Source organism: Nocardia wallacei (assembly GCF_029869545.1).
GTDB classification, from domain to species: Bacteria; Actinomycetota; Actinomycetes; order Mycobacteriales; family Mycobacteriaceae; genus Nocardia; species Nocardia wallacei_A.
The window spans coordinates 21066-35779 of record NZ_JARWQD010000210.1 but is presented as its reverse complement, the minus strand read 5'-3'; the positions used below and the strand labels follow the sequence as shown (position 1 = coordinate 35779).

Sequence of the window (14714 nt, the reverse complement as noted above, 5' to 3'; positions counted from 1 at the left end):
CCCTCATGTTCCGGTCCGTTCGGCCGCCGCGAGCCGGACCGAGTCGTCGTAGGCGGTCAGTAGTCTCTTGGTCCGCTGATGCGCGAGATGGTCGAGCAGGCCGCGCTCGAGCAGCCAGTCGTCGTCGTACACCGAGTCGAGGTACTTCTCCCCGGCATCGCACACCAGCACCACGGCGGTGCTGCCGGGCCGCAGGCGCAGCAGCCGCCGCAGCGCGACATGGATTGCGGCACCGGCGGTTCCGCCGACCAGCAGCCCCGTGCGGCGGGCCACGACGCGGGCGGTGGCGAACGCGTCGGCGTCGGTGACCTTGCAGCCCTCGTCGATATGGCGGTAGTCGACATTGCTGCCCACGTCGAACCCGGCGGGGCTGCCCGCGCCGGTCTGCCAGTACGGTCGGCCGGGCCCGCCGAAGATGATCGAGCCCGTGGGTTCGACACCGATGGTGCGCACTCGGGAGCCGTGGCGGCGCAGTTCTTCGGTGGTGCCGCACAGCGATCCGCCGGTGCCGACCGCGCCGATCAGGCAGTCGATGTCGCCGAGGTCCTCGCGCAGTTCCCCGGCCAGTCCCCGGTAGCCCGCCCCGTTGCCCGGATTGTTGTGCTGGTCCGGCCAGTAGGCGCCGGTGGCCGCCGCGATCTCGGCCGCTTTGGCCCGGCGCGCGACGGTACTCGGCCCACCGCTGCCGCCGTTGTCGACGAACACCAGCCGCGCACCCAGGGCCCTCATCGCCCGGAGTTTGTCGCGTGCCGCGTGGCCGTCGACGACGGCGGTGAAGGTGTAGCCGCGCTCCAGGGCGATCAGGGCCAGGCCGGTGCCCGTATTCCCGGAGGTCGGCTCGACGATGTGCCCGCCCGGCCGCAACAGACCGGCGCGCTCGGCGTGCAGCACCATCTCGCGCGCCATGCGGACCTTCGCCGAGCCGGTGGGATTGAACTGCTCGAGTTTGAGCAGCAGCCGCGTGCCGGTGCCGGTGCGGGTCAGCTCGAGCAGCGGCGTGCGACCGATCAGTTCGGAGGCCCGCCGCACGACGCGTTCGGGTACTGTTCGGGCGTGCTCGCGGTCGGCATCTCGTGGCGCGAGCCCCGCCGTCATCGGTCGAGCCTCCAGCGGAACCGCCCGTCCTCGCGCGTCAGCACGATCTTCGGGGGCAGCGGGAGCTGGTGGAACTCGCTCTCGTTCTTGTCCATCTGGTACCCGGCGGTATTGGGATAGACGAGCAGATCCCCGGGGGCGGGGGCCTGCGGGAACGGCACCTTGCGCCAGGTGAGCACGTCGTACTCCATGCAGCTCGCGCCGCCCACGCAGGACGCGACAGGCTCCGCATCGGCAATCGTGGTGTGCGGCACCAGGATCGGGTCCGGGAGGAATTCGCTGCCCTTCCACTGCTCGGAGACGCTCATGCTCAGCCCCGCCACCGTGGTGATGCCGTGGTCGGCATTGCGTTTGAAGCCCTGCACCGGGAAGACGGTGAATCCGGCGTCGATGAGCAGCGCCCGGCCCGGTTCGAGGAACAGCCGGATATCGTTGTCGCGCAGGTGTTGTGCCAGCGGAACGCCGTCGAACTCGGCCGCCAGGATCGCGTCGAGCATGGCCGCCCCGACCGGGCCCTGCGCGTAGGGATAGAACTTGTCGAACCGCTTCCCGGCGTGAAACCAGTCGTCGGTGTGCCCGGTCGTGAACGCCTCCCAATCGTCGGCGGCGAGGTAGGTGCACGCGAAGCCGCCGCCGAGGCAGAGCGCCTGGGCCGGGAGTCCGGCGGCCCGGGCCTTGGCGATCAATTCGATCAGCTCCCAGGCCAGCTCGGCACGGGGCTCGACGGCATAGCCGTCCAGATGGAAGGAGAAGCCCGACATGTCGAGATGCGGCCGCAACTCGGCGCAGCGCACCAGCGCCGCCTCCAGGTCGCGGGCCGACAGACCGAACCGGCTGTGCGGTGCGCGCGGCGGCAGCACCCGCAACAGGAGCCGGGCCGGGCCGTCGGTGCGGGCGAGCGCGGCGAGGCGGTCCAGTTCGTCGAGGGAGTCGATAGCGATCAGGCAGCCGTGCCGCACCGCCAGCCACAGCAGCTCGTCGCTCTTGGCGGCACCGGTGACGCCGATATCGCGTCCCCGGATCCCCTGTGCCAGAGCGTGAATCAGCTCGGGTGCGCTGGCGACATCCACCGCCCCGCCCAGTTGCGCGACCTTCGGCAGCCAGCAGCCCGCCTTGTTGGCCTTCTTGCCGAAATAGACCTGGCCGCGCACGCCGCGGTCGCCGAGCACCGACTGGAACGCGCGCAGGTTGTCACCGAACTGCTCGGGATACACGACGTGGTACGGCCCGCCCACGGCGTGCGCAATATCGAACAGCAGCCGCGGATCGGCCCGAACCTGGTGCGCCCAAGGCTTTTCCAGGGCGGGCAGGGAAATCGTGCTCACGACCACAGCGACACCTCCCGCCCGCGACCGGCCGCCACCGCGCGGGTCGCCAGCGCGTGCGCCACCGGGATATCGGTGATCACCATGCCGCTCGAGAACGCGAAGACGCGATCGTCGGCGGCGCGGCGCCCGGGGGCGCGACCGGCCACGATATCGGGGAGTTCGGCATGGATCTCCACCTTGCCGTCCGGCCCGGCGAGCCGCGTGCCGGTCACTCCGAGCTGGCCGGTGTTGGTGGCGATCGCGTAGTCCGCGTCGCGGAGAGCCCCGCCCGCAACACCTTTCGATGCCACGGAGATCAGCAGCCCGCCCGGCTTCAGCCACGCGGTCTGCACCTTCGGGTGCGCGGCGCGGCCCGAGGCGGCCACGACGATATCGGAGTCGGCGACCGCCGACGGTACGTCGTCGACGAGTTCGACCTCCCGGTCGGGGAAGTGGCGGCGCAGAGTGGCGACGGTGTCGGCGATGCCGTCGGGATGGGTGCCGAACAGGCGCAGCCGCTCGAGGCCGGGCAGCACCGTCAGCAGGAACGGCAGCGTATTGCGCCCCTGGATCCCGGTGCCGATCATCAAGGCGCTGGTGGCATCCGGCCGGGCGCTGTACTTGGCGATGATGGCGGTGGTGGCCGGTGTGCGGGAGGCGCCGACCCGCTGACAGTCCATGAACGCGAACGGCAGGCCGGTGGTGTCGTCGTAGAGACTGATGGTGGTGTAGTACTTTTCGGCGCTGTCGTTGCCCTGCCGGTAGGAGGTCTTGAAGCCGAGCTGTTGCAGCGAGCCGTCGTAGCCGAGCATGGAGTACGACACGGCGTCGCGCTCCTCGATCGGTATCGGCATCATCAGCTTCGTCGGGCAGCGCGAATCTCCCTGGGCGAACGCCTGATAGCCGTCCTCGACGAGCTCGATGATCTCACCGGGCGTGATGTCGACGTCGGCCAGATCGGTGCGGGTGAGAATGTGCAGCGTGGGGTTCATCTCGTTTCCTCTGTCGTTGCGGATCGGCCGGTCGGGCCGGTGCCGTCGAGGTGCACGAGGCGAGTCGTGCAGGCCCGCAGCAGCGGCAGGTCGTGGCCGATGAGGAGCACGCCGACACCGGTGGCGGCGGTTGCGGTGACGGTTCGGACGACGGTGGCGGTGGTGGCGGGGTCGAGCATGGCGGTCATCTCGTCGCAGACGATGTAGTCCGGCCGCCAGGCCAGCGCCCGCGCCACCGCCGCGCGCTGGAGCTGACCGTCGGAGACCTGCGCCGGGTAGCGGTCGAGCAGGTCGGGGGTCATGCCGACGGCGGCCAGCACGCCCTCCCACTCCACGGGTCCGGTGGCCAGCTCGGAAATGGTGTCGCGCAAGGTCATTCGCGGGCTGCAGGAGCGGCGCGGCGACTGGAACAGCATGGCGATCCGGCCGGTGTGGCGCCGCGGCGACAGCGGGACGCCGTCGCAGCGCACCCGTCCGGAGTCCGGTCGGCGCAGACCGGCAAGCACGTGCGCGAGCGTGGTCTTCCCGGTCCCGGACGGTCCGGTGAGCCCGACGACCTCCCCGGCGGCCACGCCGATCGACACCCGGTCGAGGACGCGCCGCCTGCCGAACGAGACGGAGATATCGTGGGCGGCAAGGGCTTTGTCGGTCATCGCGCACCGTATCGGTAGTCGGCGGGCAGGTTCACCAGTTCGGGGGTGGGATGGGGGAGGGGCCGCAGGCCGTTCTCGGGCAGCGCCGCCAGCAGGTCGCGGGTGTATTCGTCCCGTGGGCTGTCGAGAACCGCTGTGGGCGTGCCGGTTTCCACGATGCGGGACGCGTGCATGACCGACAGCTCGGTGCACACCGCGGACTCGCGGAGCGCGGTGATGTCGTGGGTGATGAGCAGCACGCGGCCACCCTCGCCCGCGAAGTCGGACAGCAGCTTCAGGATCGCGGCCGACCGCTCGGCGTCCAGGGCCGAGGTGGGCTCGTCGGCGATGATGACGGCCGGATCCCCCGCGAGCGCGAAGGCGACCGCCGCCCGCTGGGCCATGCCGCCGGACAGCTCGTGCGGGTATCGGTGCAGCGCAGAGCTTTCCAGACCGACCCGCTCGAGCAGTTCACCCGGGTCGTGCCGGGTTCCGAGGTAGCGGATCGTCTCCGACAGTTGCGGCCCGATGCGCCGCACCGGCGTGAAGTAGGTCATCGCGGACTGGGGCACCAGGGCGACGGTATGCCCGCGGGCCCGGTGGATCTCGGCACCGGTCAGCGTGCGGTCGCCGTCGCGCAGCGTGACGGTGCCCGATACCTCGGCCCGGCGCGGCAGCAGACCGGTGACGGTGGCGCCGAGCATCGACTTGCCCGAACCGGATTCGCCGATCAGGCCGTGCACGGATCCCGCACGCACCTCGAGCGCGGCCTCGGTGACGGCGTGCACCACCCGGCCCGGAGCCAGCGGGAGCCGGACGGTCACGCCCTCGAGAGTCAGGGTCACAGCGAAACCTCCTGCGGTGCAGCGGTTCTCGCCTGCCAGCGCCCGCCGATCACCGAAACGCACAGCGTCACCAGCACCAGCACGCCGCCGGGGAACACCAGTAACCACCAGTCGCCCAACAGGATCGACGTCTGAGCGTCCGACAGCAGCGTCCCCAGCGAGGCGCGGTGCGGCGGCAGACCGACCCCGAGGAACGAGAGCGTGGACTCGTGCCAGATGGCGTGCGGAATCAGCAGCACGACACCGACCAGCGCCTGTCCCAGCGCCACCGGCACGAAATGCCGCGTGACGACCCGGTGCGCGGGCAGGCCCCGCAGCCGCGCCGCCTGCACGAACTCGGCGTGCCGCAGGGCCAGCACCTCGCTGCGGACCGCCCGGGCGATGGAGGTCCAGTGCGTCAGCACCAGGGCGGCGACGATCGCGGTGATCGACCCGCGGAACATCGCCACGATCAGCAGCGTGAGCAGCAGGGCGGGCAGCGCGCCGAACCCCTCCGCGACGCGCATCACGATCCGGTCCCACCAGCCGCCGAAGGCACCCGCGGTGACACCGATGGCGATCCCCAGCAGTGCCGAGCTGATCGCGGCGGCCAGGGCGATGCCCAGCGAGATCCGCATTCCCTCCGCCACCTGGACGAAGACATCGCGCCCGGCGCCGTCGGTGCCGAACGGGAAGCGGAGCGACGGCGGCCTGCGGCTCATGGCGAAGTCGACCAGGCTCGAATCCAGCGGGCGCAGCACCGGCACCAGGACCGCGTACAGCACGGCGAGCACGAGGACTGCGGCGGCCGCGGCGACCGGCCGCCCGCGCGAACGCTCAGCCATCGGCCTCGATCCTCGGATCGATCAGTGCCCCGGCCGCATCCGCGCACAGATTGCCCAGCAGCACCACGGCGGTGGTCAGCACCGTCAGGATGGCCAGCAGCGGAAAGTCCAGGGCGCGAGCGGCATTCACCGTGGCCTCACCCAGGCCGGGCCAGGCGAAGACGGTCTCGACGACGGTGGCGCCGACCAGCAGTTCGGGCAGCCGCGCGCCGCACAACGTCAGGAACGGCGCGATCGACATCGGCAGCACATGGCGCAAAGCGATGACGTGCCAGGGCAATCCGCGCGCCCGGGCTCCCCGCACGGCATCGCCGCCGAGCTGCGCGGTCACGGTTTCGCGCAGGCCGAGCAGCAGCCACGGCAGCTGGGTGAGGCCGAGCACGATCGCCGGAAGTACCAGGTGCCGCACCGTCGAGGCCGCGGAGATCGGTTCGCCCGGATCGGTGAGGCCCGAGGCCGGAAACCACCGCAGCGTCAGCGCGAACAGCAGCACCGTTCCCAGCACCAGCACGAAGGGCGGAATCGACTGCAGGACGACGGCCAGGGCGCGCAGCGCCCGGTCGACGAGCCCGCCGCCGCGCAATCCGGCCCAGGCGCCCAGGGCGAACGCCAGCACGACGGCCACGAGCCCGCCGCACGCACCGAGCAGCAGCGTCCACGGCAGCCGTTCGGCCAGCACCTGTGCGACCGGCTCACCGTAGGAACGGGATTCACCGAGCTGGCCCCCGAGCAGGTCGGTGAGCCACGACCACCACTGGCCCGGCCACCCGCGATCCAGGCCCAGCCGCTCCCGCAACTCGGCGCGCTGCGCCTCGGTGAAACGATCGCCCTGATCGCGCAGATACGCGTCCAGCGGGTCGAAGGGGCTGGCGGCGGCCAGCGCGAAGACCGCGATCGAGACGAGCACGACCAGCGGCACCGCCAGGGCGGTCCGGCGGGCGGCCAGCCGCAGTACGCGACGAGCCCGCATCAGTGGGTCCAGCGGGCCAGCGAGTACCACGGACCCCACCCGACGCCGTGCGCGTGCGGCTCCAGCGCGGTCGGCGGAATCCGGAAGCCCTTGTCCCGCACCACATAGACGTGGTTCTCGCTGACGAGGGTGAGCATGGCGGGATCGGCATGATACTCGGCCTGAAACTGCCGGTACAGGTGCGCGCGGCGCCGCGGATCCGGCTCCACGCGGGCGGCATCGAGGATCGCGTCGACGCGCGGGTTCACGTAATCGGACAGGTTGTCCCACTTGGAGCCCGCGCCGGGGGCGGCGTAGCGGGAGTGGAATTTGGTGTAGAGCTGGCTGTCGATGGTGTAGGGCTGTCCGCCGCCGCCCACCATGAAGGGCGTGCGCGCCAGATAGTCCGGGGTCATGTTCTTCTTGTCCACCGCCACCGGCGTGATGTCGATGCCGACCTTCTTGGCGTCCGACACCGTCGCCATGGTGAGGTCGCGGCGCACCACCTCGGTGGGGTAGTAGGCGATCTCGAAGGCGGCCCGGCGGCCGTCGCGGGCGCGGATCCCGTCGGTCCCGCGCCGCCACCCGGCGGCGTCGAGGATTCGCTCGGCCTCGGCGGGATCGAAGGCGAAATCCTGCGCCGGATCGTAGGCGTCACCGTAGATGCGGCCGATCAGTGTGGAGGTCGGGCGCCCGGCGCCCTGCAGGATGTGCTCGACCATCGAGTTGCGATCGACGGCGCGATTGAGGGCCCGGCGGATCGCCGGATCGCCCGCCACGGGGTTGCCGGTCGGCAGGCTGATCCCGAGCCAGTCGTTGGCGGTGGCCGTGACGACCCGGAAACCGTTGCGCGCCACGCCTTCTGCCAGCTCCGCGGGCAGCCTGGTGCCGTCCGCGCCGTCGCGTACCTGGGCGGCGCGCGCGTTGTCGTCGTCGGTGCGCCGCACGACGAACGTCCTCACCTGCGGCCGCTCGCCCCAATAGTCGTCGCGCGCGGTGAGCACCGCCTGATCGGGCCGCAGTTCGGTGAGGGCGTACGGCCCGGTGCCGACGGGGTGGTGGTTGAGTTCGGACCTGTCGGCCGGTCCGGGGCGTGCGAACGCCTCGGCGGGGGCGACGGCCAGGAACAGCCGATGGTCGAAATCGGGGTAGGGGCCGTTCAGCTGGAATTCGACGGTGTCGGGCCCGGTCGCCGTCGCGCGGCGGAGGAATTCGTAATCCGCGGCGATCGGCGAGGCGAAAGCCGGATCGATGACCGAATTGTAGGTTGCGGCAACATCTTCCGGTCCGAACGTGCTGCCGTCGGAGAAGTGGACGCCGGGCCGGGTGCGCACCACCCATCGGCTGTAGTCGCCGTCCACGGGCTGCGGGGCCCCGGTGGCGAGCACCGCGACCGCCTCGGGAATCCGGTCGTCGACGCCCTCCTGCACCCGGTAGAGGCTGTCGTAGATCTTCGACTCGCTCGTCTTCCCGTGCCCCAGCAGCGGGTTGAAGTTGCCCAGCTCCTCGGTATCGATGACGATGAACCGATCGGTACGCGAATTCGATTGCGGTGCAGCGCATGCGGTGGCGGCGACGGCGAAGGATGTTGCGGCGGCGAGAATTCCGAGCCGGAGCAAGTGCATGCGGACACTGTAGATTAATGATAACGATTGTCAATATAGATAAGATCGTGATCCGGAACACGTTCACCGGCCGGTCCGATCACCCCTGGCCGGTGCCGCCGGGGCGACCGCCTAAACTGTCCGGCATGCGCATGTTCCTGGATATCCTCCTGATCATCACCAGCGTGTTGCTGGTGTTGCTGGTGCTGCTGCATCGTGCGAAGGGCGGAGGGCTGTCCAGCCTGTTCGGCGGCGGCGTGCAGTCGAGCCTGTCGGGGTCCACCGTCGTCGAGAAGAACCTCGACCGCATCACCATCTTCATCGGCGTCGTCTGGCTGATCGCCATCCTCGGCATCGGTTTCGAGATCAAGTTCGCCTGACCGGCAGCGCGGCCGCGGTCGCGAGCGCCAGGACCACGGCGGCGATCGCGAAGGCGGCGGCGTAGCTGGACCCGAGCACGGGCGCGACCGCCAGCGGTCCCAGCATCTGGCCGCAGCTGTACCAGGCGGTCAGCGCCGCCGCGGCGCCCGGACCGGCGAGATCGCCGCCCACCTCGATGCTCAGCATCACGATTCCCATGAACGTCCCGCCGAACAGCGCCGCCGACACCACGGCCGGGACCGCGCCGGTGGACACGGCGGGCAGCACCGCCGACACCACCTGGAGCAGCAGCGCCGCGATCAGCGCGGTGCGCGGTGTCCAGCGCCGGGCCGCGCGGCCCCACAGCACAGTCGCCGGGGCCGCGGCCAGGCCGACCACCACCCACATCGCTGTGCCCAGCGACTGATGCCCCGGTGTGCTCACCGCGGCCACCAGGAACGTGCCGATGACGATGTAGCCCAGCCCCTCCAGGAAGTAGGAGGCCAGCAGCGCCCGCCACGCCCGCAGCGACCGGGCCGCGGTGGCCTCGGCGCGGGTGCCCGGCATCACGTCGAGGCGCAACGCTGGCACCAGCAGGAGCGCGGTCAGGACGGCGGCGCCCAGCCACATCGCCTGCCAGGACGCGACCGGCCGGGCCGCCAGTGCCAGCAGCCCGGTGACCGCGATGCCGCATCCGACACCCGAGAACGCGATACCCGCTGCGCGCCTGCGGTTTTCGTGTCGCGCCGCGATCCCCGCGCAGCCGATGAAGACCACCGCGCTGGCGACCCCGGCGAGCAGGCGCAGTACGACCGGCACCGCGGTGGGCGCGGGCCAGGCCATCAGGGCCTCGCTGGCCACCAGCACGCCCGCCGCGAACCGAAACAGCGCGCGGCCGTTCCATTCCGGCCGGCGCGCCAGCAGTACCGCGCCGAGCAGGTAGCCCGCGTAGTTGGCGGCCGCGATGACCGCGCCGGCGTGCGCGTCGAGGCGTCCGGCGTCGATCATCACCGGCATCAGCGGGGTGTAGGCGAAGCGGCCGATCCCCATCGCCGCCGCCAGACCGGCCGCGGCCCGCACCGCCGGGGCCAGGCTCTGCTGTCGAGGTGCTGCGAGTGTCACCGTATCGACGGTAAGCGTCGCGAACGATCCGGTGAAATGCTTTCTACGCACCATGTATACGCTGGACGCATGGAGTTGGAGCTGCGGCATCTGCGCGCTTTCGCGGTGTTGTGCGAGGAGCGGAGCTACACGCGGGCCGCGCGGCGGCTGCACCTGACGCAACCGTCGCTGTCGCGCACGATCCAGCAGCTCGAGCGGATTCTGGACTGCCGCCTCATCGATCGCACGCCGCGCCGTTTCGAGGTGACGGGGGAGGGCGCGGAATTCCTCGCCCACGCGCGCCGCATCCTCACCGACCTCGATGCGGTGGTGGCGGACCTGCAGCTGCGCACCGGGGTGGCGGTGGGTTTCGCGTGGCTGCTGCCCGACACGTGGTTCGGCGCCGCGCGGACCCGGTTCGAAACTGTCGGCGGGCACGTGGAGATCCATCGCGTCGACGATCCCATCGCCGCGCTGGCCGCCGGAACCATCGATATCGCCCTGTACCGCAAGGACATTCGGCTACCGAAGAACATGGCCGCGCGCAGGATCGGCACCGAGCGCCGGGTGCTGGCGGTGTCCACCTCGTCGCCGCTGGCGGGCGCGACCGATCTGCGCTGGCGGGATCTGGCGGGTTATCCCCTGGTGGTCAACACCGTGTCCGGCACCATCGACGAGAACTCCTGGCCGGAGCCGGATCCCGCGCGGGAGATCGTCACCTGCACCAATTTCGACGAATGGCTCGAGCTGGTGGCCGCCGGGCGCGGTATCGGCGGGGTGCCCGAACTCGCCCGCACCCGGGCGCCACACCCGGGTGTGGCCTACGTCGACGTCGCGGACGCCCCGCCTTCGCGCATCTACCTGATCTGGCGGACCACACCACCACCGTCCCGCTCGGTGCAGCGGTTTTTGGAGATCTCGCCGATGCCGCGGAACCAGAGTCCTTGAAGCTACGAGGACTCGGATTTCGACGACGGTGGCCTGACTACGCCGACCAGGCTCGACTGGCCCATCGTGTAGTTGTTGCGGCGCACCGCATCGCTCGAATTGCCTTCGATAGTGGTGATCTTGTTGCCGTTGACGGATTCGACGATTCCCACGTGGTCCTGGCGCCCGTCGCCATTCCAGTCGAAGATGATCATGTCGCCGGGCTTGGCCTCGACAATCTTCTTGTCCCAGCCGAGTTGCTGGGCGTCGGCCCAGATCGCGGGCACATAGTTCTTATTGGACCAATCGACCTGGTAGCCAGCTTTCTTCCAGGCCCAGGTGGCGAAGGAGGCGCACCAGGCAGCGTTGATGTCGTACTCCTTGCCCGGCACGTTGTCTTCGCCTTTCTCGACGGTACCGACTTCGCGGGCGGCATGTTCGAGTATGCGGTCGATACTGGCATCGCCCGTCGGAGTGAAGCTGGCATTGCTGGACGAGGGTGTGGGCATGACGGGGCCGGAACCTACCGGACCTGGGAAGTACGGGCGCGAATTGTCGATATTGCGGGCCTGTATGTCGGCAGAGTATTGCGCGTTCTGGATGGCCTCGTGGACATCGCTGACCGCCTCCAATATCGCGCGCAGCGCGAACGATTCGTCCGCAGCCGTAAGGCGCTCGAGTTCGCCTTTATCGTTTCGACGCGACTTGATCCGACCCAGTTCGGAGCGGAGTGTTCCGATCGTGCTGTCGAGCGATTGCAGCGTCGTGCTCGACAGCTTGCCGGTAGCATGAACCTGGTCCCTCACCGCATTGCCCTGTGCATCCATCTCCTTTTTCTTGGCGTCGATCTCTTTCTGGTGATCGCCGTAATTCTTCGCCATCACGGATTCGCCCTCGGGCGCGTCGAGCCCCTTGTCGCTGAGCAGTTTTCGCTCGCTCATCCAGCCGATGAGGTCGGGTTGGTCTGCCTTCTGTCCCGAGGCGAACAGCAGGATCGATGCCGACATGGCCTCCTGTGCCAAACCGAGCACAGCCTGCAGGCCGCTGCTGGCGATCTCCGGAAGTTTCAGCCCCTCGACATCTTTGACCAACTGGCCAGGAGTGATCATCCGGTCCTCCGGTATACGGTGACCATGGGATTGTTCGCCGAAGGGCTCGCGATCACCAGTGGTACCCAGTCGTCCGAGACCGCCGGAGTCCGGCGGCTTCTCCGTGTGTTGCTTAAGTATCGAGTATTCCCATGGTGGGGAACCGTGTCCGATCGCCCGATTCGCAGTTCGGAGCGCGTTTCCGCTACCCGACCCGCGGGACCCGCCCGTCGATGTCGGTGAAGCCGTACTCGTCGGCGAGATCGGCCACGCGCCAGGCCTTTCCGGTGCGTGCGCGGCGATTCGCGTCGGCCGCCAGGGCGACGACGGCGCGGCCCGGGAAGCGCGGGGACTCGGCCTCGTCGAGATCGAAGGTGCCCTCGCCGGGCAGGGTGATCAGGCGGCGTCCGTCGGCGCCGGGCGGAACCATTTGCAGCAGTTCGGTATTGACGATGCCGGGCCAGATGGAGACGGCGGTGACCCCGGTGTCGGCGAGGTCGTGGGCCATATCCGCGGTGAGCCGGTCGACGGCGGCCTTGGCCACACCGTAGACGGTGTTGTGCGTGTGGTGTTCGGCGCCGGGGGAGGAGACGCTGACGATGAGCCCGCCGGATTCGATCAGCAGCGGTGCGGCGAAATGGCTTGCCACGTAATGGGATCGCACGCCGATGTCGAAGCTCTCGTCCCAGGCATCGGGCGGCACCTCCCAGAAGGGCCTACCCAGCCAGCGCGACGACGCGGGGGCGTTGTAGACGTTGTTGACGAGCACGTCGAGCCGGCCGTGGTCGGCGCGGACCTTGGCGAACAGGTCGGCGACGGCGGTGTCGTCGCGGTGATCGCACACGTACGGCACGCCGGTGCCGCCGAGTTCGCCGATCTCCGCCGCCGTCCCGGTGACGGTGCCGGGCAGCTGGCCGGGCGTGGCCGAACGGCCCGTGACGTACACCGTCGCGCCCGCCGCCCCGAGCTCGAGTGCGATGCCCTTGCCGATGCCGCGGCTGGCGCCGGTGACGACGGCGACCCGGCCGCTGAGTATTCCGTTCACGACTCCGGGACATTACCGTGAAATGAGAACACGTTCTAGTCTTTGGGAGGCGCAGTGGAGCCGACACATCGGTTCGTGGACACCGGCGGGGTGCGGATGCACGTCGCCGAGCAGGGGGAGGGGTATCCGGTCGTCTTCTGTCACGGGTTCCCGCACGGCTGGTACATCTGGCACCGGCAGCTGTCGGCGGTGGCCGCGGCCGGATACCGTGCCATCGCCCCGGACCTGCGTGGATACGGCCGCACCGAGGCCCCGGAGGGGATCGAGGCGCAGACCAATCGCGCGGTGATCGGCGACCTGCTCGGCCTGCTGGACGATATCGGGGCCGAGCGGGCGGTGTTCGTCGGCCTGGATTTCGGTGCGCAACTGGTGTGGGAACTGGCGCTGCGCGCACCGGAGCGGGTGGCGGCGGTGTTCGTGCTGAACAATCCGTTCGCGCCGCGGCCGCCGAAGCCGCCGTCGGCCTTCTGGACGAAGGCGGCCGAGCGGCACTTCCTGCACCTGTCGTATTTCCAGGCCCCGGGCGTGGCGGATGCGGAACTGGCCGCGCGCCCGCGGGAATTCCTGGCCCGCGTGTACTACGCGCTCAGCGGCGATTACCACTATCTCGACACGTGGAAGAATCCGCCGGGCCTCGGCTACCTCGACGTGCTGCCCGACGCGCCCCCGCTCCCGTGGAGCTGGCTGAGCGTGGCCGAATTCGACACGCTCGCAGCGGAATTCGAGCGCACCGGTTTCACCGGCGGCCTCACCTGGTACCGCGCCCTGGACCGCAACTGGGAGCTCACCGCCGACCTGCCGACCACGGTCTCGGTGCCGACCCACTTCCTCTACGGCGAGAACGATCCCGATATGGAGGGTTTCAGCGGCCGCGACCCCCTGGCCACCCTCCGCGCCCACGTGCCCGATCTCCGTGCCGTCGAAAAGGTCCCGGGCGCAGGGCATCTGGTGCAACTGGAACGCACCGACGCGGTGAACGCCTTCCTGACGACCCATTTGGACAAGCTGAGTCTGTGACGATAGCGGTCACCGGTCGGCGCGTGGGGTTCCTGGATGATCAGGGGATCCAGGTGAGCAGATCGGAGGTGTCCAGGCGGCCACGGGGTATGGCCGTCGGGGTGGCGCGCCGGGCGGGGTCGGGATAGCCCGCCGCGATGGCGTGGCGGGGGAGCCACCCCGGCTCAGCCGCCACGAGCCGCGCCGCGTGGCGGACGTTGTCGTCGGGATGGAAGGTCGTCAGGCAGGTGCCGAGGCCGAGTTCATGGGCGGCCAGGCAGATCGACTGGGCGACCCGGCCCATATCGAATTCGGTATCGGCGAAGCCGTTGTCGGCCGAGAGCAGGACCAGAACCAGCGGGGCCTCGGCGAGATGGAGGGCGAAGTTCCCCGAGCGGGCAAGGTCCCGGCGCACATCGGGATCGGTGACGGCGACGAATCGCCACGGCTGGCGGTTGCGGGCCGAACCGGTCCAGCGCGCCACGTCGACGATCTGCTCGACCAGCGCGCGGGGGACCGGCCGTGGCAGAAAGTGCCGCACCGACCGCAGGCCCTTGATCGCCGTATCCACGCCGGTCACTCGCTCTGGTCCCACGCGGCGACCGGGAGCGACAGGTACACGCCGAAATTCCCCAGCCCCGTAGCCTTTTCGATATCGCGGTGCAGTCCCTCGCAGCGCTCCTGACGATTGTCCGCTCGACTGGCGAACCATTTGGACCGCACCTCGATCACCACATCGAGCCCGCTGCGATCGAACGGCCCGAGCGCCCGGAACCGGATCTCCACATCGCCCGGCCGCAGGTCGCCGTCGTAGGGCTCCTCGGGGCATTCGACGGCCACCGAGACGAGATGCGGTAGCTGCTGCCCGAGTTCCTGCAGCATCGATTCGGGCACGTGGGCTGCGTAGGTCACCTCGACTAATGGCACCGGACCAGTCTATCGATCGCCG

At 69.8% G+C, this 14714-nt stretch carries 16 protein-coding genes; 3 read left to right on the top strand and 13 right to left on the bottom strand.

Annotated features, from left to right (window positions below; genetic code table 11):
• Positions 1-3: 3 nt before the first annotated feature.
• From QH290_RS17580 to QH290_RS17545, 8 genes are read right to left on the bottom strand one after another with little or no spacing between them, the layout of a single operon-like run.
• Positions 4-1095 (bottom strand): PLP-dependent cysteine synthase family protein, encoded by a 1092-nt coding sequence (locus tag QH290_RS17580; protein WP_280267257.1) that lies wholly within the window; start codon positions 1093-1095, stop codon positions 4-6.
• Positions 1092-2420: an alanine racemase gene (locus tag QH290_RS17575; protein WP_280383971.1), complete on the bottom strand. Its 1329-nt coding sequence runs from the start codon at positions 2418-2420 to the stop codon at positions 1092-1094. The genes QH290_RS17580 and QH290_RS17575 overlap by 4 nt, the downstream gene beginning before the upstream one ends.
• Positions 2417-3394: an ornithine cyclodeaminase gene (locus QH290_RS17570; protein WP_280267259.1), complete on the bottom strand. Its 978-nt coding sequence runs from the start codon at positions 3392-3394 to the stop codon at positions 2417-2419. The genes QH290_RS17575 and QH290_RS17570 overlap by 4 nt, the downstream gene beginning before the upstream one ends.
• Entirely contained in the window at positions 3391-4047 is a 657-nt protein-coding gene (locus QH290_RS17565; RefSeq protein WP_280383970.1) for an ABC transporter ATP-binding protein, read from the bottom strand. Before QH290_RS17565 ends, QH290_RS17570 begins: the two co-directional genes overlap by 4 nt.
• Positions 4044-4871 carry an ABC transporter ATP-binding protein gene (locus QH290_RS17560; RefSeq protein ID WP_280383968.1) on the bottom strand — a complete coding sequence of 276 codons (828 nt, stop codon included), beginning with the start codon at positions 4869-4871 and terminating at the stop codon, positions 4044-4046. The genes QH290_RS17565 and QH290_RS17560 overlap by 4 nt, the downstream gene beginning before the upstream one ends.
• Entirely contained in the window at positions 4868-5695 is an 828-nt protein-coding gene (locus QH290_RS17555; protein ID WP_280267262.1) for an ABC transporter permease, read from the bottom strand. Before QH290_RS17555 ends, QH290_RS17560 begins: the two co-directional genes overlap by 4 nt.
• Positions 5688-6665, bottom strand: coding sequence for an ABC transporter permease (locus QH290_RS17550; RefSeq protein ID WP_280383966.1), 978 nt, complete (start codon positions 6663-6665; stop codon positions 5688-5690). Before QH290_RS17550 ends, QH290_RS17555 begins: the two co-directional genes overlap by 8 nt.
• Positions 6665-8269 carry an ABC transporter substrate-binding protein gene (locus tag QH290_RS17545; RefSeq protein WP_280383964.1) on the bottom strand — a complete coding sequence of 535 codons (1605 nt, stop codon included), beginning with the start codon at positions 8267-8269 and terminating at the stop codon, positions 6665-6667. Before QH290_RS17545 ends, QH290_RS17550 begins: the two co-directional genes overlap by 1 nt.
• Before the next feature lie 125 nt (positions 8270-8394).
• On the opposite strand from QH290_RS17545, the gene secG reads away from it, so the two are divergent.
• On the top strand, positions 8395-8628 hold the full coding sequence (gene secG / locus QH290_RS17540) for a preprotein translocase subunit SecG (RefSeq protein ID WP_280267264.1): 234 nt from the start codon (positions 8395-8397) through the stop codon (positions 8626-8628).
• Here secG and QH290_RS17535 read toward each other — a convergent pair.
• On the bottom strand, positions 8615-9730 hold the full coding sequence (locus QH290_RS17535; RefSeq protein WP_280383962.1) for a YbfB/YjiJ family MFS transporter: 1116 nt from the start codon (positions 9728-9730) through the stop codon (positions 8615-8617). The genes secG and QH290_RS17535 overlap by 14 nt on opposite strands.
• 69 nt (positions 9731-9799) lie before the next feature.
• Between QH290_RS17535 and QH290_RS17530 the strand changes: the two genes are divergently transcribed.
• Complete coding sequence (locus QH290_RS17530; protein WP_280383959.1) at positions 9800-10657, top strand: LysR family transcriptional regulator; 858 nt, start codon at positions 9800-9802, stop codon at positions 10655-10657.
• A gap of 2 nt (positions 10658-10659) precedes the next feature.
• On the opposite strand, the gene QH290_RS17525 is transcribed toward QH290_RS17530, so the two are convergent.
• Entirely contained in the window at positions 10660-11745 is a 1086-nt protein-coding gene (locus tag QH290_RS17525; RefSeq protein ID WP_280267268.1) for a CHAP domain-containing protein, read from the bottom strand.
• A gap of 184 nt (positions 11746-11929) precedes the next feature.
• On the bottom strand, positions 11930-12769 hold the full coding sequence (locus tag QH290_RS17520; RefSeq protein WP_280267270.1) for an SDR family NAD(P)-dependent oxidoreductase: 840 nt from the start codon (positions 12767-12769) through the stop codon (positions 11930-11932).
• A gap of 96 nt (positions 12770-12865) precedes the next feature.
• Between QH290_RS17520 and QH290_RS17515 the strand changes: the two genes are divergently transcribed.
• Positions 12866-13786: an alpha/beta fold hydrolase gene (locus tag QH290_RS17515; protein WP_425301788.1), complete on the top strand. Its 921-nt coding sequence runs from the start codon at positions 12866-12868 to the stop codon at positions 13784-13786.
• A gap of 40 nt (positions 13787-13826) precedes the next feature.
• On the opposite strand, the gene QH290_RS17510 is transcribed toward QH290_RS17515, so the two are convergent.
• Both QH290_RS17510 and QH290_RS17505 read right to left on the bottom strand, forming a co-directional pair.
• Positions 13827-14345 (bottom strand): nitroreductase family protein, encoded by a 519-nt coding sequence (locus QH290_RS17510; RefSeq protein ID WP_280267272.1) that lies wholly within the window; start codon positions 14343-14345, stop codon positions 13827-13829.
• Positions 14342-14692 (bottom strand): hypothetical protein, encoded by a 351-nt coding sequence (locus QH290_RS17505; protein WP_280267273.1) that lies wholly within the window; start codon positions 14690-14692, stop codon positions 14342-14344. The genes QH290_RS17510 and QH290_RS17505 overlap by 4 nt, the downstream gene beginning before the upstream one ends.
• Positions 14693-14714 lie beyond the last annotated feature (22 nt).